This is a genomic window from Pseudomonas sp. UM16, from assembly GCF_050312595.1.
Lineage (GTDB): Bacteria > Pseudomonadota > Gammaproteobacteria > Pseudomonadales > Pseudomonadaceae > Aquipseudomonas.
Window position 1 is genome coordinate 1 of the sequence record NZ_JBNPJT010000026.1, and the last position, 22,577, is coordinate 22,577.

At 60.0% G+C, this 22,577-nt stretch carries 17 protein-coding genes and 1 pseudogene; 5 read left to right on the top strand and 13 right to left on the bottom strand.

Features of this window, described 5'->3' with window-relative positions; all coding sequences use genetic code 11:
• The first annotated feature begins 264 nt into the window (after positions 1–264).
• The 4 genes and pseudogenes from ACQRAX_RS23460 to ACQRAX_RS23475 all read left to right on the top strand — a co-directional run bounded on the left by ACQRAX_RS23460 (position 265) and on the right by ACQRAX_RS23475 (position 2,766).
• Positions 265–690 (top strand): N-acetyltransferase, encoded by a 426-nt coding sequence (locus ACQRAX_RS23460; RefSeq protein ID WP_412041433.1) that lies wholly within the window; start codon positions 265–267, stop codon positions 688–690.
• A 25-nt stretch (positions 691–715) separates the two neighbouring features.
• Positions 716–919 (top strand): annotated as a pseudogene (locus ACQRAX_RS23465) (MepB family protein); the annotation flags it as partial.
• 221 nt (positions 920–1,140) lie between these two features.
• A complete protein-coding gene (locus tag ACQRAX_RS23470) occupies positions 1,141–1,713 on the top strand; it encodes a GNAT family N-acetyltransferase (RefSeq protein ID WP_412041434.1) in 573 nt (190 codons plus the stop codon).
• A 132-nt stretch (positions 1,714–1,845) separates the two neighbouring features.
• Complete coding sequence (locus ACQRAX_RS23475; RefSeq protein ID WP_412041435.1) at positions 1,846–2,766, top strand: hypothetical protein; 921 nt, start codon at positions 1,846–1,848, stop codon at positions 2,764–2,766.
• Positions 2,767–2,782: 16 nt separating this feature from the next.
• On the opposite strand, the gene ACQRAX_RS23480 is transcribed toward ACQRAX_RS23475, so the two are convergent.
• From ACQRAX_RS23480 to ACQRAX_RS23540, 13 genes are all read right to left on the bottom strand, one after another.
• Positions 2,783–3,355, bottom strand: coding sequence for a nucleotidyltransferase family protein (locus ACQRAX_RS23480; protein WP_412041436.1), 573 nt, complete (start codon positions 3,353–3,355; stop codon positions 2,783–2,785).
• Entirely contained in the window at positions 3,352–4,323 is a 972-nt protein-coding gene (locus ACQRAX_RS23485) for an XdhC family protein (protein ID WP_412041437.1), read from the bottom strand. Before ACQRAX_RS23485 ends, ACQRAX_RS23480 begins: the two co-directional genes overlap by 4 nt.
• A 3-nt stretch (positions 4,324–4,326) precedes the next feature.
• Entirely contained in the window at positions 4,327–5,538 is a 1,212-nt protein-coding gene (locus ACQRAX_RS23490) for a c-type cytochrome (RefSeq protein ID WP_412041438.1), read from the bottom strand.
• A 2-nt stretch (positions 5,539–5,540) separates the two neighbouring features.
• Positions 5,541–6,080, bottom strand: coding sequence for a (2Fe-2S)-binding protein (locus ACQRAX_RS23495; RefSeq protein WP_412041439.1), 540 nt, complete (start codon positions 6,078–6,080; stop codon positions 5,541–5,543).
• The gene (locus ACQRAX_RS23500) at positions 6,073–8,904 is read right to left on the bottom strand and encodes a xanthine dehydrogenase family protein molybdopterin-binding subunit (RefSeq protein WP_412041440.1); all 2,832 of its coding nucleotides are present in this window, start codon (positions 8,902–8,904) and stop codon (positions 6,073–6,075) included. The genes ACQRAX_RS23495 and ACQRAX_RS23500 overlap by 8 nt, the downstream gene beginning before the upstream one ends.
• A gap of 385 nt (positions 8,905–9,289) precedes the next feature.
• Positions 9,290–9,970 (bottom strand): hypothetical protein, encoded by a 681-nt coding sequence (locus ACQRAX_RS23505; protein WP_412041441.1) that lies wholly within the window; start codon positions 9,968–9,970, stop codon positions 9,290–9,292.
• Between the two features lie 167 nt (positions 9,971–10,137).
• On the bottom strand, positions 10,138–11,802 hold the full coding sequence (locus tag ACQRAX_RS23510; protein ID WP_412041477.1) for a fatty acid--CoA ligase: 1,665 nt from the start codon (positions 11,800–11,802) through the stop codon (positions 10,138–10,140).
• Positions 11,803–11,813: 11 nt separating this feature from the next.
• The gene (locus tag ACQRAX_RS23515; RefSeq protein WP_412041442.1) at positions 11,814–13,592 is read right to left on the bottom strand and encodes an acyl-CoA dehydrogenase C-terminal domain-containing protein; all 1,779 of its coding nucleotides are present in this window, start codon (positions 13,590–13,592) and stop codon (positions 11,814–11,816) included.
• On the bottom strand, positions 13,585–16,080 hold the full coding sequence (locus ACQRAX_RS23520; RefSeq protein WP_412041443.1) for an efflux RND transporter permease subunit: 2,496 nt from the start codon (positions 16,078–16,080) through the stop codon (positions 13,585–13,587). The genes ACQRAX_RS23515 and ACQRAX_RS23520 overlap by 8 nt, the downstream gene beginning before the upstream one ends.
• 30 nt (positions 16,081–16,110) lie before the next feature.
• Positions 16,111–17,178, bottom strand: coding sequence for a WD40/YVTN/BNR-like repeat-containing protein (locus ACQRAX_RS23525; protein WP_412041444.1), 1,068 nt, complete (start codon positions 17,176–17,178; stop codon positions 16,111–16,113).
• A 96-nt stretch (positions 17,179–17,274) separates the two neighbouring features.
• Positions 17,275–18,633, bottom strand: a complete 1,359-nt coding sequence (locus ACQRAX_RS23530) for a DUF1329 domain-containing protein (RefSeq protein ID WP_412041445.1) — start codon at positions 18,631–18,633, stop codon at positions 17,275–17,277.
• A 41-nt stretch (positions 18,634–18,674) separates the two neighbouring features.
• Entirely contained in the window at positions 18,675–20,630 is a 1,956-nt protein-coding gene (locus ACQRAX_RS23535) for a DUF1302 domain-containing protein (RefSeq protein WP_412041446.1), read from the bottom strand.
• Between the two features lie 85 nt (positions 20,631–20,715).
• A complete protein-coding gene (locus ACQRAX_RS23540) occupies positions 20,716–21,282 on the bottom strand; it encodes an RBBP9/YdeN family alpha/beta hydrolase (RefSeq protein WP_412041447.1) in 567 nt (188 codons plus the stop codon).
• A gap of 275 nt (positions 21,283–21,557) precedes the next feature.
• Between ACQRAX_RS23540 and ACQRAX_RS23545 the strand changes: the two genes are divergently transcribed.
• A complete protein-coding gene (locus ACQRAX_RS23545) occupies positions 21,558–22,571 on the top strand; it encodes an AraC family transcriptional regulator (protein WP_412041448.1) in 1,014 nt (337 codons plus the stop codon).
• The last annotated feature ends 6 nt before the right edge of the window (positions 22,572–22,577 follow it).

The following is a 22,577-nucleotide window of genomic DNA, read 5'->3' on the forward strand; positions in this document are numbered from 1 at the left end:
GGGCTGCGCGATTTTCCCGGCGCCTGATTCGGCCTAATCGGCCGGCTTCGCTAACATAACGTGCGTCACATTATGCGAACCGTCATGCTGGAGTGCCAGGGTCAGTGACGGTCAGATTTCAAGGCTGGAAATCCCTCTCTTGGCCAATCCTTGTTCTGAAGCCATCAGCCTCGAACATTTCATTCATTCTGTGCGGATCACTGAATGTTTGCTTTGCGGCATAATCACAGCCTTTGCACTGCACCCGCCACAATGGAATGACAAATGATAAGAGCATTTGAACATCGCGACATGGAACGTACTCTGGAGATCTGGCTGAGCGCATCGATCCAGGCCCATGACTTTATCGATGCTTCTTACTGGCAATCCCATACACAGACGATGCGTGACGTTTACGTCCCGGCATCAGAGACCTATGTCGTTGAGGATCAATCCGGGGTTCTGGGGTTTTGTTCTTTGCTGGGCAATCAACTGGCTGCGTTGTTTGTTGATCCCAGCCATCAGGGCAACGGCCTGGGCAAGCAGTTGCTCGAGCACGCGAAAAAGCTTCGTGACGAGTTGACCCTGGCGGTTTACAAGGAAAACACACCCAGTTTTGCCTTTTACCAGTCGCAAGGCTTTGAGGTGGTCAAGGAGCAAGTTGATGACCAAACGGGCCATGGTGAGTATCTGATGGCGTACAAGTGTTGATCCTCCCGCAACCCTTTTTGATCGTGAAACCTTGCTCTCCCTAGGTGTCATGTCCAGAAATGGTGTCGGCGGCAAGCGTGCACTGCGTGTTTACCCACCCTGGAGTAAGCCTTCAGCCCGGCAGGCATTGCAAACTCAAAGGTGGCAAGCCGAGTATTTTGTGCCTGTTACCCCTTTTGAATTGACCTCTACAGTACGTGTTCGCGGCCTTTTCCACTGCATGTCGTAACAACTTTGTTTATAGCCTCTAGGTATAACTCAACTAAATAACTATTTAGTTGAGTTATATAAGCATTGGGTAATATAAGCAGCGCTTTAAATGCCTGTAACGTTTGACCTCCCCTGCCCGTAGATGCCTCGCGTTTGACCTGCATCAAACAGGGGCGCCTGGACAGGTGTAGATAAGTAAGGGTGCTTTATGAACCTCTCTCCCCCTTCGGAGTAACTCTCATGGCGCTTGTTCAATCCACTGCACAATCCCCTTCCACCTCCGCCTTTGCGCCTGAAGCAGGCGAACACTGGATCGAGCCGCTGAAAGAAGGCGGACATGTTCTCATCAGGCCACTGCGTGCTGAGGATCGCGAACGTGAAAAGGCCTTCATCATGCGTCTTTCATCCGAGTCGCGACACTTCCGCTTCCTGTGCCAGATCAATGAGCCTGGTGAGGCCATGCTTGATCAACTGATGACTGTCGATCAGCATGAACATATGGCCTATGTCGCATTGGCCCACGTCAATGGCGAACTGCAGGAGGTGGGAATCAGCCGCTATGCCGCATGCGCCGAGCCCGGCGAATGTGAATGTGCAGTAACGGTTGATGATCAGTGGAAAAATCGCGGCCTTGGCCCCCTACTCCTTGGCCACTTGATCGACAAGGCGCGGGCCAATGGCTACACAACGATGTATTCAATCGACTCCGCTGCCAATACGGCGATGCATGAGCTGGCCCGCGAGCTTGGCTTTTCGACCTCTCGTGACCCGGACGACAACTGCCAGGTCATCCATCGCCTTTCATTGACTTGATGAGGTCTGCACGTTGTTCCCGATGCAGCCATCAACTGGTCGGCATTCGCCCCCTTCTCCACTCCTGCCGGGTCGCCGTGGCCTCGCTATATAAGCTATTGCGGCAATGACAGCGACTTTTTCGGTTGGGCCGTGCAGCGCCGGATTGAATCATTCGTATGGGCTCCGGCATTTGCCGAAAGGCGCAGTATCAATGCCAGTGCCTCACAGATCTCCACGCTGCAAATCCGCCTTGGGGGTGTGTCCGGCCACCTTAATCTCATGTTGCCCAAGGATGGCCAGCTTGAGCTAGTTGGCGACCTCTCACGCTTTACAGCGGCGGGTAATTTGCCGCACTCGCTCTCGCTGGCACCAACGCTTTCCCGTCGTCAAAGTGACGCGCCCTATACCCTGCCCGAGCTTGGTCTGCTCCATGGCGTGGCTTCACTGTCGCTCAACAGTAAGCCGCTGGGGCAATCCATTTCACTCAGAGAGATTGAGCACTTTTCGCAACTGGACAGCCTCGCGCTGCATGGCAGCTTTACCGACTGGGTAGCACTCGCGAAATTGCCCAGGCTCAAACGTCTGGAAATCAGGTTTGCCCCCGATCTGGCAGGCATGCCGTCACTCGACGTTTGGCCGGAACTCGATATGTTTATTGCCTATAACGTCGATGAGGCCGCCGGAAAACGATTGAAAGCGCAGATGAAAGCGCGAGAAAAGGTTCGCGCTTGGAATGACTATGCATCGGTCAGCAAGCTGCGCAACGTTGAATGGTGGCACAAGTCGTACGGACGGCCGTTCGCAGGCTGGAGCAGTCGCATGGCGGATGCCGCGAATGCCGCCTATGACGTCACTCTGGGCGCACTCGAAATAGCCGAGAGTGCGCAAGCTGCGAAAGCCGCGATCACAGGCTTTGCCTGCCATTTCAATGCGATGAAGGGCATTGAAACGGCTGAACGTGAAGACCTTGGTGAGGCGGTGTGGCAGTTCAGTCGGCTTGCCCACGTCGCCCGCTTGGGCGTGACCGAAGAACAGGCGCAACAATGGTTCGATGAGGCACGAGATTACTGACAGCCCTTGCGTGGCGCTAGCCGTGATCACGCAACGAATCCGGCGTATCCACATCACGCAGCACACCGGCATCGTCCACCGCCACCCTGACGCAACGCTGAAGGTGCGCTTGCAGCACCGAGCGCGCACCTTCGTCACCGTTGAGTTGTGTCAGCGCGGGCCAGAAATCGCGGCCAAACAACACCGGATGGCCACGCTGCCCTTCATAGACTGGAAAGACAATGGTCGAAGGCGTTGCAGCATCAGCCAATTTTTCAAGCGTGGTTGGGGCGATCCAGGGCATGTCTGCCAGCAAGATCGCCACACTTTGGGCGCCACTGTCGGCAAGCACGGCGACGCCGGCTGCCAGGCTGTGCCCTATACCCTGCCCCGCCTCAAGGCTGTAAACAATTCGGCAGTCGTCAGGCAGGCCAAAGTCTTGCGCCTGCTCGCCTTCACGCAGCACCACGCGCACATCATCGAACACCGCCTGGGCATGTTCGACGCTGTGCGCCAACAGGCTGCGACCGTCCGCCAGGCGCGCACGGCGCTTGTCGGCGCCAAATCGCGAACTTTGGCCGGCCGCCAGGACCAGGGCGACAACGCTCACAGCGCCTCGCGGGCAATGCCGCTGCGAATGCGCACGATGTCGGCGAGCACGGCCAGGGCTATCTCCGCCGGGGTTTTACTGCCCAGGTTAAGGCCAATGGGGGCGTGTATGCGCGCCAGTTCAGTCTCGCTCAAGCTGCCGATGCGCTGCAGGCGTTCACGGCGTTTGTCCGAGGTGAGACGCGAGCCCATCACGCCGATGTAAAACGCCTCGGTGCGCACGGCTTCGAGCATGGCCAGGTCGTCGATCTTCGGGTCGTGAGTCAGTGCAACAACTGCCGTGTCGGCATGGCAACCACCGTTGGCGATGAACACTGAAGGCAGTTCACGACGAATCTCGATGCCGTCGAGCACCACGCCATTGAGCACCTCTTCGCGGGGCTCGCAAAGGATGACGTCAAAACCCAGGCCTTTGCCGAACTGAGCGCAGAAGTGTGCAACGCTGGAGTAACCCGCCAACAACAGCCGCTGCGCAGCCCCCACCCGTAGGCGTACGCGGGTAGCGTCGCGTTCCACTCGAGGGCCCTGGCTATGGTCATCGTGCAAGTGACGCTGACCATCCGCTAAGCCCACTTCGCGCAGCAGCCGGCGCTGGCCAAGCAGTGCCGACTGTAGTTCACTCAAGTGAGCTTGCACCTCGCAATCGGCAGGCAGGTTTTCCACCAGCACGTCAAGGACACCGCCACAGGGTAAGCGGATGTTCGAGTGTGCATCGCTCGCATCGCCATAGCGCACGACAGTCACCGGCTCGGCAAACTCACCGCTGGCCACACGCTCAAGGAAGTCATCCTCAACACAACCACCCGACAACGACCCCAGCCACTGCCCGCGGTCATTCACCGCCAGCAGCGAGCCCGGCGCACGAGGCGCCGAACCGTAGGTGCACAACACCGTGCACAACCACACACGCTGACCGGCAGCCGACCACTTCAAGGCCTGGCGAACCACTTGCAGGTCTAAATGTTGCACAACTCACTCCACCTTCAGCTGCGCGAGCTGCTGTACGCCAAGATCACCGGGCAAGCCGCCCCAAGCCTCACGCAGGTAGTTGATCAGATCGACCACCTGTTCATCACTGAGCTTGTCGGCAAAGCCCGGCATGGGCTGCATGCGTTCAAAACCGGTGAACTGCTGTTCGCGGATACCGTCGAGTATCACTTTGGCCAGGTTACGTGAGTCGGCCTGGCGCAGCACCGTGTTGCCCTGCATCGCCACGGCGATGTGTGGTTTGCCCTCGCCCTCGACCCCGTGACAGCCAGCGCAGACGTTGAAGTACTGTTGACGACCACGCTTGGCGCTATCACTGAGCTGATCAAATGCCACGGCTTTGACCACCTTGGCCGGCGGCGGCTGATCACCCAGCAAGTAGGTGGCCATGGCGGCCAGGTCGGCGTCCTCGAGGTGCTGGGTGCTGTGGTGCACCACCGGGAACATCTCGTTGAACATACTGCCCTGGGCACTCATACCGTGTTTGAGGAAGGTGGTCAGGTCTGGCGTGGTCCAGCCACGCTCAGCCAGATCCTGGGCCAACAGGCTGGGGGCCAAGTAGCCGTTGAGCAAGCCACCGGTCAGGCGTTTGTCCTGCTGCAGGGCGCCGATACTGTTACGCGGGGTATGGCATTCACCGCAATGGCCGAGCACTTCGACCATGTACTGCCCGCGCTGCCACGTTGGGCTTTTGCCCTCGGTACTCTGCAGCTCGACGCTTTTGCCGTAGAGCATGTTCCAGCCCGACAGGCCCATGCGCACGTTGAACGGAAAGCTCAGGCGGGTCTCGGGCGCCGGACGATGAATCGGGGCCACACTCATCATGTACGCATGGATGGCATCGGAATCCTCGCGTGTGATCAGGTGGTAGGAGGTATAGGGCATTGCCGGGTAGAGATTGGCCCCGTCCTTGCGTTTGCCTTGGGTCAGGGCGGCGAAGAACTCGTCAGCGCTGTAGCCGCCGATGCCAAATTCTTTGTCCGGGGTGATGTTACTGCCCCAGATCGTGCCGAAAGGTGAGTGAATTGGCAGACCACCAGCAAACGGCGCCCCGCCTTCGGCGGTATGGCAGGCCATGCAGTCGGCGGCGCGCGCCAGGTACTCACCGCGTTTTACCTGAGCAGGGTCTGCTGCTTGCGCGGTGATTGACAATGCAACGCCAGCGGCCAGGGCAAGAGTGGAAAAGACACGCAACATGCTCAACCCTCCTTGACCAAACCGAGGTCGCTGAGCACCTCGCGAGTGGCTTCGTAATAACGCACATACCCTGTGCAACGGCAGATGTGGTGACCAAGGCTGGCTTCGATGACACTCTCCAGTTCGCTTTTCTTCAGCGCTTGGCGCTGGGCCTTCTCCACCAGCACGGTGGCGGCATTGACGAAGCCGGGGGCGCAGTAGCTGCACTGGAACGCAAAGCGATCGACGAATTTTTGCTGAATCGGGTTCAGTTCGCTGAGTTCGCCTGCTTCGTCGTACTTGGCATGGCCCTCGATGGTACGGACCTGCTTGCCATCAAAATAGTTGGCGCCGGTGATGCAGGTGCGTACTTCCTCGCTGGTGCCGTCGGGGTTGTCGACGATCACCACACAGGCATGGCAGATACCCTGACCGCAGCCAAGTCGCGAGCCGGTAAGGTTCTGGTATTCATGCAGGTAGTCGATCATCGGCAGGTCCTCAGGAACCTCGACCGGGCCGACGGATTGACCGTTCAAGGTCAGTTGGAGCGAACGGTTAGCCATTGAGGGCCTCCTTGATGCGAGCGGGGGTGATTGGCAGATCGCGCACGCGCTTGCCAATGGCATGGGCGACGGCATTGCCGATGGCGCCAACCACCGGAATCATCACCACTTCGGCGATGCCCTTGGACGGGTCAGTCGGCGACAGCGGTGGCAGGATCTCCGAGGTCTGCTGCCACACCGCTACGTCTTTGCCATGCGGCAGGCGATAACGGTTGAAGTTCCAGTCACCCTCCCCCGGTCCCCCTTCGTACAACGGCATCTCTTCCATCAAGGCATGGCCGATACCCATGGCGATACCGCCTTCAAGCTGCCCTTTGACCAGCTCCGGCACCAGCACGCGGCCACACTCCACCCAGCTGTGGTGGTTGAGAACCTGCACTTCGCCGCTGCCCTTGTTGACTTTCACTTCGACGATGGTCGCCACCGGGCTGTAGTAGGTGACCATGGCGTTATTCAGTTGGGTGGCTGGATAGGCGGCGTTGTGCCGATCCAGCAGGTGGTAACCGGCACTGCTCATCTGTGCCTTCTTCGCCGTTGGCGCACCGTCACCGTACTTGACCGCCAGCGCATCGAGCGGCAACCGATCGCGTACACCATCGATGACGAAATCGGCCTCTGCCCAGCTCCAACGGTTAAAACCATGCACGCTGACGCCAGTCACCAGGCCCATTTCGTGGGCTTTTTTCGCCAGCTCGGTAAACGGGATCGGCGACAGGCCGTTGCCCGTCAACGCGCCGTTGACCCACACCGCGTTTTCGCGGCGCACCACCAGTGGGTTGGCCTGACCGCCAAAGGGGCCTTGCCGCCACAGCGCCATCGCCGCCGGCCACAGGCCGTGATTGAACAGTACACGCGCCGCTTCGCGGGTGGCATGGCTGAAGTAGAACGCCGAGTTGGTCGCTGACGACGGCGAGGCCAACTTGCCGACCCAGCGCGGATTGCGTAATGCGGCGTCCTGCTCATCCTGGCTGATCAGATAGGGGTTGCCGCTGGTGGCCAGCTGCAGCTCCGGCCATTGGGTTTCCGCCGTCGTCACTTGGTCAGCCGAACGGCCGAGGAAGTCACCGACCACAAACGCCTGCGAGGTCGACATGCCGGTGCCCAGCTCCGTGCCGATGTGGCGCAGGCTGATATGCCCTTCAGCGCTGAACTCGATGCTGGCCATCGGTGCTTCAGCCCCAGTGCCAAAGTCTTTCTGGCAAATGGCGAAGCCAACGCCGTACCAGTTATCCGGGTCCTTGGCGTCCATGGTTTTCTTGCGTGCATCGCGGTGTTTCCACCAATCGTGGGCACTGGCCTTGTCGAGGATTTCGTGCAGGCGCAGAGCACCGGCGGGCACGGCGCCCTGGGTGTTCTTCATGCCTGATTTGAGGGCGTTGACCCGGCGCAATTCGATAGCGTCCACGCCCAGGCGTTCGGCGATCTCATCGACCATCATCTCGGTCGCTGCCATTGTCTGCAGGGTGCCGTAACCGCGCATCGACCCCGCCTCAACCCCGCGGGAGTGATAGGCGGTCACGGCCAGATCGTTCTGCGGCATGTAGTAGATCGACTGTGCGGCAGTCGCCCCCACCGCTGCCACCGACGAGCTGTAGTTGGCGCGGCCGCCGCCATCGACGCTCATGTCGGCGCGCAAGATCTTGAAGGACATGTCCTTCTTGTCCACTGCCAACTGGTAATGAATGTCGAACGGATGGCGTTTGATGCCGCTCTGGAACTGCTCGTAGCGATCATTGGCCAGACGCACCGGCACCCCTGCGCCATACAGCGCGGCAAGCGCTGCGTAGAAAACAAAGATGTTGTTGTCCTTGGAGCCGTAGCCGACCGTGTAACCAGGGTGCATGTTCAGCGTGTTCAGGGCGAAGCGCGACGGTTTGATCATGTGCACGCATTCGTGGGCAACCTCGAACGGGCACTGAGTGGCGACGACAAAATGCAAGGTGCCGCTCTGCGGGTCGTACCAGCCGTTGCCGTTGTCGGGCTCCAGAGCTGCCGGTTCAATCGAAGGCGTCTTGTAACGCTCGTCGAATATCAGCCAGTCCTGTGGCGGGTTTTGCAACTGCTCGGCCATGCGCGAGGCATAGAACAGCCCCTGCTCCGTGAGGTCACCGTGTTGCTTGGGCTCCTTGGACCAAACCGGTTTGCGGTTGAGAATGGTCGGGAACAGCATCGAATTCTTCAAACTGGAGAATTCATCGTCTTCATAAGGCGTTTTGCCGCCCACCCGCACGAAGCGGAAACTGCCGTAGGGATCGGTCTGGTACAGAGGCGCCTGGGCGCCGTAGCGAATGGCCTTGTCGTTGAACTGCAGTTTCAGCTTGGCTCGACGATAGCGCTCGAAATCGTTCCAAATCAGAATTGCTACGGGATGGCCGATGAACATCGGTACCTTGCCAGGCGGCAGCAACGGGTCCGGTGAGTGCGCCTCAGGGAAGGCGATGCCGTCCTTTTCCAGATCGGCAGCCGTGACGATGCGATCCGGCTGCAGCTCGGTGCCCAGCCAGGAGAGATCATGGCCTTCGTAAATGCGGTCGGCCTTGATGGTTTTGAGTAGCAAGGCGTGGCCCTGTTGCTGCGGCCAACCGGGCATGTCCTTGGCGCGAATGTCGCGGGCGAATACTTTGTTGCCACACACCTTGGACAGCGCATCATTGCGAAAGCGCGCTTTACCGTCATGGCTCATCCACTTTTGCGGCGAGGTGGTCACGCTATTTTCCATCAGGGCGGCAAATGCCTGGCTGCCGAGCGGCGCCAGGGTTACACCGACACCGGCAATCAGCCCACCTTGAAGCAAGGCACGCCGGGATATATCACGGTTGGACATGGTTCATCCTCTGGGCAGCAACAGGCTGCCCATGTCGTATTCAGGTACTGGAGAAACTGGGGGGGCGGAATCTTGAACGTTCCGTAAGTAAGGTCGGCGTAAAAACCTAGAAAGCTGACCGCGACGTCAACTTTACCGCATTCAAGCCCCTTCTGGCAAAGTCAAGCAGACAACTTGTCGCGCCGCCTGCGAATCGGACCGGGCGTGCAGCGGATCGATGAAATAGGTGAATTTATACGCCGTGATCTAACCTTTGCCGTGGTATTTCCAAATCGCAAGCATCCCAAGGGTAGGACCTGGTGCATTAAGGAAGAACGGCATGAAACCCACCTGGTGCCGACGACTGCGTCAAGGCCAGCCAGTAAGGCGCTATGGGCATCTTTGCCTACTGCGGCGTCGCTCGAAACCAGACGCCTAGCAACCCGGCCATTCCGGCTTCGAACTTCACGGCATCTACGCTGTAAGGGGTGCCCTTGACCATTTGCTCAAACTGCTTGGGAAATTCCCGATAATCCGCCTCGGTAGAAGCAGCAGCCAAGGCGATACTGGCAAGGTCCTGGATTTGTTGCCCGGATTCTCGGGTGTCATTGCCAGACGCGTATACCGCGACGTCCAGAATCAGCTGGGTGTTATGCGACGCACGGGCAGTCACAGTCACGAAGTCGCCGAGCTTGGCTTTCCACAGAAGACCGTCATAGACATCATGCACCGATTCATTCTCTACCCGATAAGGGCTGGCGCTTTCAATCAATAGCGCGTTAAGCCGATCGCGATACTGTTCATGGGTCATCCCCAGGGATTGGGACTTAAGTACATCCCTGACGAGCTTCTGCGGCGCCGGTTGTTCGGCAACCGGCGCGGGCGCCGAGACGGTTGTTGCGGGTGGCGCAGCGTCGCGCTGCCAGCCCATATACAGGGTGAACAGCAACAGCCCGAGTCCAATCGTGATGATTAATTTGAGTTGTTGGCCCTTGTTGACGCCCGGGTATTCTTCGCCGCAGTTCGAACAGGCCTTGGCATTGGACTCTACGGGTGCATTACACGACTTGCACGGGGTGACTGCCATCAACAAAACGTCCTTCTCTCATCCCTGAATACTTCTGCGCAACGCTGATTGCAATCACCAGGCTACGGACCAGCGCGCAAGTGTACTAAATGTCGTCACACCGACCAACTCATGCGCGGGCAAATACCAGCGACGCCCGGTAATTTCCAGAGCGTCGCGGCTTGTATTCACTGCGTGCCGACACGCTCTCCCTGTGCATGCATCTCGCGAATTAGCTTTTTGTTGATCTTGCCGACGCTGGTTTTCGGTATCTCGTCGACAAACAGTACCTGGCGTGGCACCGCCCATTTGTTAAGGCTGCCGCTGTCGACGAACTGTTGCAGATGCCGGGCCAGGGCTGGCTGGTCCAGCTCAATACCACCGACGCGCACCACCAGGGCCAGCGGTTGCTCACCCCATTGCGCATCGGCAATGCCGACCACCGCCACCGAGTCGACACCGGGGTGCTGGCTGATCAAACTTTCCAATGCCACCGAGCTGATCCACTCGCCGCCAGTCTTGATCACATCCTTGATCCGGTCGCGGATCTTCACCACCCCGCGCGCATCGATGCAGGCCATGTCGCCGGTATGCATCCAACCACCGGCCCACAATGCTGCGCCTTGTTCGGGCTCATTCAGGTAGCCCTGCGTCAGCCAAGGGGCTCGTGCCACGACTTCCCCGACACTTTCGCCGTCGTGCGCCACTTCAACGCCCTGCTCATCGACAATGCGCAGGTCCACCAGCGGGATCGGTACGCCAGCATTGATCCGCAGCGGTACCTGCTGCTCCATCGGCAGCGCCAGATCTTCGGCGGTCAGGCAGGTCAGGCTCAGCAGCGGACAGCTTTCAGACATGCCGTAACCACAGTACACCCGGATCCCGCGGCTGCTCGCCCGCGCGGCCAGGCCTTGGGTCAGGGCGCTGCCGCCGAGGAGCATTTTCCAGCCACTGAGGTCGGTCTGCTTGCCTTCTTCGCAATCGAGCATCATCTGCAGCAGGGTCGGTACGCAGTGCGAGAACGTTACCTGTTCTTCGCGCATCAACCGCACCAACTGGTTAGGCTCGTAGCGCCCTGGGTACACCTGCTTGATGCCAAGCGCGGTGGCGACATACGGCACACCCCAGGCATGTACATGGAACATCGGCGTGATCGGCATGTACACATCGCCCGAACGCAGCAACGGCTCGCCACCACAGGCAGCAAAGGTGCCCAGTTCATTGAGCGTATGCAGCACCAGCTGGCGATGAGTGAAATACACCCCTTTTGGGTTGCCGGTGGTGCCGGTGGTGTAAAACAACGTCGCCAGCGAGTTCTCGTCGAAGTCGGGAAACTCGAACTCGGCATCAGCGGCCGCCAACAGTGCCTCGTACTCACCCCGCATCGGCAACGTGGTTGCACAGGGCTCGGCATCGCTGAAGCGGATAAAGCCATTGACCGTCGGCAAGTCGCCCTGCAGCTGTTCAAGCATCGGCAGGAAATCGTCATGCACCAGCACCAGGCGGTCTTCGGCATGGTTCATGGTGTAGCGGATCTGCTCGGCGGACAGGCGCACATTGACCGTGTGCAATACCGCGCCAATCATCGGCACGGCAAAGAAGCATTCCAGCGCGCGGTGGCTGTCCCAGTCGAGCAAGGCCACCGTGTCACCGGGCTTGACCCCCGCCTGAACCAGAACATTGGCCAGGCGCTGAATGCGTTCGCGCAGGGTCATGTAGCTGTAGCGCAGCTTGTCGGCGTAGACAATTTCCTGGCCGGGCTGATAACGCACGCCGGACAGCAGCAGACGCTTGATCAGCAGCGGGTAGCTGTAGGCCCCGGGTGCTGGGGCTATGACACGCGTGTTGAGTATCACAGGATCGTTCACAGTTGTTCGGCCTCGAGCAGGTACAGGCTGGCGCTGCCGGCCTTGATGGTGGTGGACAACGAGTGGATACGCGGTAACAGGCGGGCGAAGTAGAAGCGTGCAGTGCCCAGCTTACTGGCGTAGAAGTCGGTTTGCGCCGGTTGTTTGAGGGCGACATCGGCCATCTGTGCCCACATGTAGGCATAGAGCGTGTAGCCAAACACATGCAGGTATTCCACCGCCGCCGCGCCAATTTCCTGCGGGTTACCCTGCGCACGGTCCAGCACCCAGGCGGTCAACTCATCGAGGTGGGTCACGGCAGCCAGCAACGGCTCGCTGAATTCAACCCGTGATCCCTCCAGCGTGCTGGCGAACGCCTTGATTTGCGTAGACAGCACGCTATAGGCGCGGCCACCGTCGGCAACCAGTTTGCGGCCCAGCAGGTCCATGGCCTGAATACCGTTGGTGCCCTCGTAAATCTGGGTGATGCGGCAATCACGAATCAGCTGCTCTTGGCCCCACTCGCGGATATAACCGTGACCGCCAAAGACCTGCTGACCATGCACCGTCGTTTCCAGTCCCATGTCGGTGAGGAAGGCCTTGGCCACTGGCGTCAACAGTGCAACCTGGGCTTGGGCGCAGCTGCGCTCGTCGGCGTCTTCACTGTACTTGGCCAGGTCCAGTTGCAAGGCAACATAGGTGGAAAAGGCCCGCCCGCCTTCGTTCAGGGCTTTCATGGTCAAGAGCATGCGCCGCACATCCGGGTGAACGACAATCGGGTCGGCCACTTGCTCGGCCGCCACCGGGCCTGTTGACGCGCGGCTTTGCAGACGCTCGCGGGCATACTCGATCGCGTTCTGATAAGAACGCTCACCCAGCGCCAGGCCTTGAATGCCCACGCCCAAGCGTTCGTAGTTCATCATCGTGAACATGGCGTTCAAGCCCTTGTTCAAGTCACCAACCAGGTAGCCGGTGGCACCATCGAAGTTCATCACGCAGGTGGCCGAGGCCTTGATCCCCATCTTGTGCTCGATCGAACCGCAGCTCAGCGCATTGGCGGCGCCCAGCGAGCCGTCTGCCTCAACCATCACCTTAGGCACCAGAAACAGCGAGATACCCTTGGCGCCGGCCGGGGCATCGGGCAACTTGGCCAGGACCAGGTGGATGATGTTTTCCGTCAGGTCTTGCTCACCGCCGGTAATGAAGATTTTGGTGCCGCTGATGCGGTAGCTGCCATCGGCTTGCGCTTCGGCGCGGGTGCGAATCAAGCCCAGATCGGTTCCCGCATGTGGCTCGGTCAGGCACATCGAGCCGGTCCAGCGCCCTTCATACATAGGTGGCAGGTACTGTTGCTTGAGCGCTTCACAGGCGTGATTGAGCAGTGACAAACACGCCCCGGCGGTGAGCATCGGGTACAGTCCAAAGGACAGGTTGGCAGCGTTGAGCATTTCCTCGACCTGCGCACCGATCACCTTGGGCATACCCATGCCGCCGTATTCCAGCGAACCGGCTACACCGACCCACCCATCTTCGGCGTAGCGCTGATAGGCCTGAGCAAAGCCATCCGGGGTGATTACCCGACCGGCTTCCCAGCGACAGCCCTGTTCATCACCGCTGCGATTGAGCGGCGCCACCACCTCGGCGATGACCTTGCCGGCCTGTTCCAGAATGGCCTTGGCGGTATCGGCATCGACATGCTCAGCCAGCGCCGGAATCCGTGACCAGATGGCGGGGATGGCGAAAACCTCGTTGAACAGAAAATCCATGTCGCGCAAAGGTGGTTGGTAATCAGACATGATGCGAATACTCGACTTCTTTGGTGGAGTGTTGCAGCCCGTCAGCGCTGACGGGGCTGGATGCAGGCGCTTCTGCCTTGTTGCCCGGCAGAAGGAAATACGACAGTGCGGGGATCAGGATCAGCGCGCCGAGCATGTTCCACAGGAACATGAAGGTCAGCAGGATGCCCATGTCGGCCTGGAACTTGATCGGTGACCAGGCCCAGCCCACCACGCCGGCAGCCAGGGTGATGCCGACCAGGCCAACCACCCGGCCGGTGAAGGCCACGGCGTTTTCATAAGCCTCGGACAGCGACATACCCTTGCGTTGGTAGTGCAACTGCACACTGAGAAGGTACAGCGCGTAGTCGACGCCAATTCCCACGCCCAGAGCGATCACTGGCAAGGTGGCGACTTTGACGCCGATGCCCATCATCACCATCAGCGCCTCGCACAATACCGAGGTGAGCATCAGTGGTAACACCGCAACCAAGGTTGCGCGCCAGCTGCGGAAGGTGATCAGGCAGAACACCGTCACCGCCAGGTAAACCAGCAGCAGCATGGTGCGGTTGGCATCACGCACGACGATGTTGGTCGCCGCTTCGATGCCGGCGCTGCCAGCGGCGAGCAGGAACTGTCGATCTTCACTGCTGTTGGCCTGGGCAAATCGCTCGGCAACCGCGACCACTTCGTCGAGGGTGTCGGCCTTGTGGTCCTTGAGGTAGGCGATCACCGGCATCACCGAGCAATCACTGTTGAAAAGCTCCGGAGCATTGACCGAGGCCTGCTGCGCCGCGTAATTGAGCACGTCCTGGTTACGCTGGATGCTGTTGAGTTTAGGGTTGCCTTCGTAGGTGCCAGCGGTGATCTGGCGTACGGCATTGGTCAACGACAGCGTGGTCTGCACCCCGGCATGCTGTTGCAGCTCCCAGGCCAGACGGTCGGCGAGCACCAGGGTCTGATAGCGCAGGCAACCTTCAGGCGCAGTCTTGATCATCACTGCAAAGGTATCGCTGGACAGCGCGTAGTGCCCGGTGATGTAGGCATTGTCGCGGTTGTAACGGGAATCGGCGTGCAGCTCCGGGGCGCCGCTGTCGAGGTCGCCGATCTTCAGTTGCAGGCTCATGGCAAAGCCCCCTGCCCCCAGCACCGCCGCCACCAGCAAGGTTGCGGTGGCCCATTTACGCGTGGTGAAGCGATCGAGCAGATCCCAGAGTTTACCGAAACCACGGTGCTCGGCGGCCCGCGAGTCGATGCGCAAGGCACGCTCGGCGGCTTTGCGGCCGACGCCGACATAGGACAGCGCCACCGGCATCAACAGCAGCGAAGTGAAGATCAACACCGCCACGCCGATGCTCGCGGTGATCGCCAGGTCCTGAATCACCGGAATGTCGATCAGCATCAACACGGCAAAACCTACCGCATCGGCCAGCAGCGCCGTGACCCCGGCAATGAACAAGCGCCGGAAGGTGTAGCGCGCGGCAACCTGGCGATGGGTGCCGCGGCCAATGTCCTGCATGATGCCGTTCATTTTCTGCGCGGCATGGGATACGCCAATGGCGAAGATCAGGAACGGTACCAGGATCGAGTACGGGTCGATGGCATAGCCCAGCCAGGCGACGATACCCAGTTGCCAGACCACTGCCGCCAACGAACACAGCACCACCAGCAAGGTACTGCGAACACAACGGGTGTAGAGGTAGATGATCACCAAGGTGGTGGCGACCGCCAGGGCGAAGAACAGCATCACCTGCATCAGGCCGTCGATCAGGTCGCCCATCAATTTGGCAAAGCCGATCACATGAATCTTGTAGGTGCCCTGCCCGCCGTTTTCCGTGCCGATGGCTTCGTATTGATTGCGCAGTTGCTCAAGTTTTTGCGAGAACGCGTAATAATCGATACCGCGACCGGTGGCCGAGTCGTGATCCAACAGCGGCACAATCAGCATGCTCGACTTGAAGTCGCGGGCAACCAGGCTGCCGACGATGTTGGCACGTTCGATATTCTGGCGCAGTTGTGCGATGTCAGCAGCCGAGCCTTGATAACTGTCCGGCATCACCGGGCCGCCCTGGAAACCCTCTTCGGTGACCTCGGTCCAGCGCACCCCTGGGCTCCACAGCGACTTCATCCAGGCGCGGTCGACGCCTTGGCTTAGAAACAGCTCATCGTTGATCTGACGCAGGGTCTGCAAATACGCCGGGTCGAAGATATCGCCTTGGGTGTTCTCCACCACCACGCGCAACGAGTTGCCCAGGCCACGCAATGATTGGCGGTTTTCCAGGTAATTCTGAATGTACGGGTGGCTCTGCGGGATCATCTTCTCGAAGCTGGGGCGCAGTTCCAGGCGCGTCAGGGCCATATAGCCCAGCACCACAGTAGCCAGCAGCATCAACACCATGAACGGCAGTCGATGGTTGAACACCAGGCGCTCCAGCCAGTTGCCCGAGCGCGTGTCGAATTCGTCGAGGGTACGTATTACCGGCAAGGTGTCTTGTTTGATGGTGGCCATCAGGGTCTTCTCTTGTTATGGGAGCGGTGGTTATTCGACATCGAGCGTGCGTACACCACGCTCACCCACCAGCACCAGGTCGGTTGCCGCCGCGAATGCCGCGCCAGTTACCGGGGTACGTACGGTTTGGCTGAGTTGGGCAAAACTGACACCGTCGTCATGACTGATCAGTACATCGCCTGCCTGGCTCAGCAGCCACAGCTGACCGGTACTGTCCAGGCTCGCAGCAGTGATGCTGTTACTCAGGCCAGTGCTCACCGGCTGCCAGTGTTGGCCGCCATCGGTGCTGCGCAGCACATTGCCACGCAGGCCAAACGCCAACAGCGCACCCGGCTTCCCGACGGCGCCAAACAAGGTCCCGGTGTAAGGAATACTCAGGCGGGTAAAGTGCTGGCCATCGGCGGCCAGTTTCAGCAACAGCCCTTGTTCACCGGTGATGTACAGTGCGCCATCAACACTGGCCAGGCTGGTCAGGTGCAGCGCTTGCGGGTTGTCGCTGCGCTCCAGCCACGGTGTCCAGTGCTGGCCGCCATCCTGGGTGTGCAACAACAGATTGAATACGCCAACGGCAAAGCCGTTTTGCTCATCGGCAAACCACACATCGAGCAAGGGCTTGTCGGCGCCCTCCTGCACCAGGCGCTCGCCTTCGCCGATCAAGGCTGCCCAGCGATCGTCGTTCGGCGCGGTCTGGGCCTGAGCGCGATAGTAGGCCAGCACCTGCTCGCCCAGCACGCGACCATCCAGTTGCTTTTGCCAACTGACGCCGCCATCGCTGCTGTGCAGAATCACCCCGTCGTTGCCCACCGCCCAGCCCTGCTCGGCGCTGGCGAAGCTCACAGCATTAAGGTCGGCACTGGCCGGTACACGCGCCTGCTGCCACTGCTTGCCGTTGTCATCGGAATACACAATGTGCCCGCGCGGACCCACCGCCACCAGGCGCGTACCGGCGCTGGTCACATCACGCAACGCGCTCACCGTTGCCAAGGCACTGGGCGTCGCTGGCATATCCAGCACATCCATGTAAGGCGTGGCCTGTGCCACGCCTTGAAGAGCGGCCCACGTCAGCATCAACGCGGTACAGCGCTTGAGAAAATACATACCCGATCCTCCGGATCGCCGCTGCACGCAGCAGGCTGCTCAACCAACAGTCCGGCATCACGTGGATGCCGGACCGTACCTACCCTGCGGATCGACTCAGCGAATGCCGGCCCCGGCCAGGGATTCCGGCGACCACTGGGTTTTGGACAGTGGCTCGATGTAGCGGATACCGCCGTAAGCACCGACCACGCCATTGAGGTTGTAGGTGCCACCGATCAGGTCGTAGATCATGAACGGCGTGGCATCTGGGGTCTGTTTGTCGTAGCTCTGGCTCAGGAAGGCGAACGAACCACGGTACAGCTGACCACGGGCGTCATACTGGTCGGAGGCCAGAGCGATCCAGCTGTCCTCGTCGAGGTAGAAGCGACGCTTGTGATAGATGTGGCGGGCGCCGGATTTGAGCTTGCCTTCGACCACCCACACGCGGTGTTTTTCCCAGCGCACGAACTCGGGCGCGAGGTGGTTGGGGGTGGTGAGCTTCTTGATGTCGGTGCTGTAGGTGAGCTTGTAGGTGTTGTAAGGCACGTACATTTCTTGCTTGCCCACCAGGGTCCAATCGAAGCGGTCCAGGGCGCCGTTGAAGACAAACACGTCATCATAGGTACCCGAGCCCGAGGTGCCTGGGTTTGGCGTGTCGTAGGCCAGGTTCGGTGCCAGCTTGACCCGACGTTGACCTGGCAGGTATTGCCAGGCGCTACGTGGCTGCACCAGGGGGTTGGCGGCATCGCGCAGCATCATCGCTTCGCCGGCACGGCGGGCCGGCGCGGTGTACACCAGCTTCATCTGGTAGTAGGTGTCTTTGGCACCGATGGTTTTGTTCATGTCCTCGTAGATTGGGTAGCTGATGTTAGCCTGGCCCGTGGTGGACAGGGTCGGTACGCCGGCGGCGTCGACGTTCCAGGAATCATACTTGGCCGCCATGCTCACGCCCTGGTAGCGCAGCAAGAAGTTCCACATAGCCTCGGCACCGGTCTGCGGGATCGGGAATGGAATGCCTGGCAGCACGTTATCAACGGCCGTGCCACCCTCCTGGCTCTTGGCACCGACGGCATTTTTCAAGGTGTTGTCCAACACCGGCTGCGGCAATGCCACGGTGCGGTGGGTTGGGAAGACATCGACACGAAAGGTTGGGAAGCGCTTGAGCAGTTCCAGGGTGGTCGCGGTGAGTTGACCTTTGTACTGATCGACATTCTTGCCATCGATCACCATCAGTGGCTTTTCCCCGGCGAACGGGTCTGGACGCATGCTGTCGCCGCTCTTGTAGTTGGCTGGTGGCGTAACCAGACCGCCTTGGTAAGCGGGAATCGAGCCGTCAGCGTTGGCGCCTGATTCAGCCCCGATACGGGTCAGGCTAGTGCCCAGGCGGGCGGCTTGGTCAGTGGAGACAGCGGCGTGGGCAGTGGTAAAAGCTGCCAGTGACAGGCAGGTGGCTAAAAGTGTACGGACGTAATTCATGATTATTGTTTTCCTGCGTGATGTTTGAAGGAAGACGTGACTTAAAAAGTGGTTTTAACAGTGAGGTAAAGCGCGCCACGGTCCTCAGTGGTGGCACCGCCGCCGGAGAAGGAGGCATAACCTCCGCCGTAGCAGGTGTAATCCTGCTCGCCGTCCAGGGCATTGGGTGTCGTGCCATCGGTCTGGCCGTTTTTGCACGACTGTGATTCGCCAAAGCTGTCGACGTACTTGAGGTCGACGAAGTACTGGTTGTAGACCGCGGCGCCGACGCCCACGGCGTAGGTGCCGGTGTTCTCGGCGCCGCCACCCTGTACCGGTGATACGCCATCGAGACCGACGTTGATCGACAGCGGCATGCTCATGTCGACGCCGGGCATGACCTGGTACCAGGTCGGGGTAAAGTTGACGGCGATGCCCCAGTTGTCGCGGGTCGGTTTATCGATGCCGCGGTAGCTGCTCTTGCCCTTGTACAAAGCCTCGTTGTGGCCATCGAGCTTGAGTAAGTTGCTGTAGAACAGTTCGCCCAGCAGCGTCGCGCTGTCGAACAGTGGCGTGTCGCCAATGCTCATCAAACCGTTGAGGGTCCAGTGCAAGGTCTGGCCGGTGGCACTCAAGCCATCGCCATCACTGGGTACTTCGTAGACCACGCCACTGCTAGGCAGACGTGGAGGCAACAGGCCAAAACCACCGCCCAGTCCGCCTTGCCCTGGGGCACTGACAATGGCCGGAATACTGGCCAGCGGCATGTTGTGGCGGATGTTCAGGTCACTGCCGACGCTGATGCCGGCAACGTCCTTGGACAGGCTCAGGCCGTAGACGTCGATGTTATCGGCGTAGGCAAACTGGTAAGAGGTGCTTTGCAGCGAGTTGTAGAGGTTGCCGACCGCGGCCTGGGCGCTGCCCGGCGGTGTGCCGAACGGACCACGCGATACCGTCATGCCACGGGCATCGAGCCACGCCTGAGGGAGAATCTCCGAGGTTTTGCGGTAGTAGAAACCGAGGGTGCCGCCCAGCCATTCTGGCGACCACTTAGCCATCACCCCCCAGTCGCCACGCTTGTCCGGGGTCAGGTCGTCGCCCCGGCGAATGCTGGTCAGCGCGCCTTGCACTGGAATCAGGCCCGGGGTGCCGGTATGGCCGAGCAAGAAGCTCTGCGCGCCCTCGCCCACCAGGTCCGAACCACCGTAATAGGTTCCTGCTTCTGGCAGTCTGGCAGCATCCCAATCGAGGAAGTACTGGGCGCCAATGGTCAGTTCAGGATTGACCAGGAACGAGGTGGAAAGCTGATTGCGCGGCACGAACAGTTCTTTGGCTTCAGTGCCAGGCGAGGCAGCCAGCTTGGCCAGGTCCAGGCCCGACTGACCATAGCTGAGCGAGTGCACCGGGTTGAGCAGGGTTTCACCCCAGAACAGGTTGTGCTGACCGAGCTTGCCGCTCAGTTCCGAGCTTTCGCCGACTTCGGTGCGCATGAACACGAAGGCATCGAGCACTTCACCCGACGGGCCGCTGTAATAACGCTGGGCATAGTTGCTCAGGTGCGGGCTGCCCAGCGGCGTGCCGGTACCGGGCAAGCCATTGAGGCTCGGGTTGATACCAGAGCTGTCGCCATTGCCGTTGACGAACGGGTTGGAGTTGGAACCGGTGTTGTCATAAGCCTTGTCGTACCAGCTGGCGGTACTGACGCGAAAGCCCATGTTGCCCTGGTAGATCACATCCAGTTCGGTCAACAGGTCGACACGGTTGGTGATATTGGTGCCGGCCTTGCGGAAGTTGTAGTCGCCGTCGTTATTGTTCGGCGTGGCCAGCATGCGTTTGTCGGCGCTTTCGGTACGCACCCCGTAGTTGTACTTGACGGTGTTATCCAGACGCACAGCCCAGTCTTCGTTACCGGTATCGAGTTCGAACGCCTGGGCGCCAGGCAGTGCGAGCAAACCGATGGCGCAGGCGAGCAGATGACGCTGCGATGTCACAGCGCAGAGAGTGCGGTGTTTTGGCATTGCGATGACTCCACGAATTGTTATTTTTGTTATCGCCGCCCGACTTGTGCGGGCGTTGGTCAAGCGTCCGTGCAGTGCTGCAGGGTTATTGGTCGAGCTGGTGAATCAAGGTTTCGGCCAACGGCCAAGGGCCGAATCCAGAAGCCGGGTTGAGGTGGCCGACATTGCCCAGCGACAACAGCTCGCTGCCCCACCCCTCGGCCATCGCAGCAACTGCCTGCAGGCTGGCCAGGTGATCATCGCTGCTGGCCGCAACGATGCTGGGGAATGGCAGCGCTTTGATCGGCAATGGCGCCCAGCCATTGGCACGCAGGGTGTCCGGGCTTGGGTAAGCGGCGGGCCACTGGGCTTGCAGGTCCGGAGGGGCTGCCAGCAACGCGCCTTTGATCGGTCGGTTATAACGTGCCGCCCAATGGGCAACCATCAATACCCCGGCGCTGTGTGCCACCAGCACCACATCGCCTTCGATCTGCTCAAGTTCACCCTGGATCGCCTCGACCCGGGCGTTGCAATCAAGCCCATTGACCTGCAGCGGCGGGACTGCACGCACCTTGTTCAGGCGCGCTTGAAGCAGGGTCTGCCAATGCTCGGCGACGTGGTCGCGCAGGCCAGGGACGATCAGAATAGTAGCGGCGGTATGCAATCTTTCCACGTCAGCACCTATGCTCAAGACATCTGCTCGCTGTGTCAGTCGAGCGTTTCGAGAGTCACAGTAATCACCCCTCCCCCTGGGTGCTTTACATTGAGCGTCAGTGACTTCACATTTGATGACAGTGCTGCGGGCGGCCGTCAGACGGGCTGGGGCATCGGAAATCTAACACCCAGAAAGGTAGCAAAATCGGCTTTTCATTTGACGACACCCAGGCTATAAAAAGCGACCCACCGCAGAAGTGGGACGCCTAATGAGAATGCGTGGAAAACAATAAAATGACCGCCCTCGTCCGTGCTGCTAGCTTGACCAACTACCTTGAAGTGTCCCGTCACTTGGGGTTGAACCCACATGCCCTGCTCGCCCAGGTCGGCCTTAGCGCCGCCTTGCTCGACGACCCCAATCAACGCCTTGCCGTTGCCAGCGTCATTACCCTTTTGGAGGAGTCAGCACGCGTCAGTGGCTGTGAGACCTTTGGCCTGCGCATGGCAGAAGTACGCCAGCTCTCGGACTTTGGCGAGATCAGCTTGCTGCTCAGCCATCAGCGCACCCTGCGCGATGCTTTGCTGGTGATCGTGCAATACCGACACCTGCTCAACGATGCCTTGGCCATCCACATCGAAGATGCGGGCAAAAGCGTGATCATTCGTGAGGAAGTGGTCAGTGACCTGCCGCACAGCAGCCGCCAGGCCACCGAGCTTGCCATTGGTGTCATGCGTCGCCTGTGCGCCGCAGTGCTGGGCGCGCACTGGCATCCGATCAGCGCCAACTTCACCCACAGCGCCCCGGCGGACCTGGCCACTCACCGGCGGATTTTCGGCTGCAAACTAATGTTTGGCAGCGAGTTCAATGGCATTGTCTGCGCCGCGGCCGACCTCGATGCCGCCAACCCGCTGGCCAACGAAGCCATGGCGCGTCTGGCCCAGCGTTACCTGGACACCCTGCAGGCCAGCGGCAAACTGTCGTTGGAGCTGGAGATGCGCAAAACCATCTACCTGTTGCTGCCCATGGGCCGGGCGACCATCGAACAGGTGGCGCAAACCCAAGGCATGAACGTGCGCACCCTGCAGCGGCGCCTCGAGGAAAGCGGCGTGACCTTCAGTGACTTGATCAACGGCGTACGCCGCGACCTGGTGATCCGTTATCTGGAAAACCCCAACTATACGCTGGGGCGGATTGCCGACATGCTGGGTTACTCGATGCCCAGCTCTTTTACCCGCTGGTTCATCGCTCAGTTCGGCATGCCGCCGGCGACCTGGCGAGCCCAACATGGCCGCGCTGAAGCCCCGTAGCCGCAG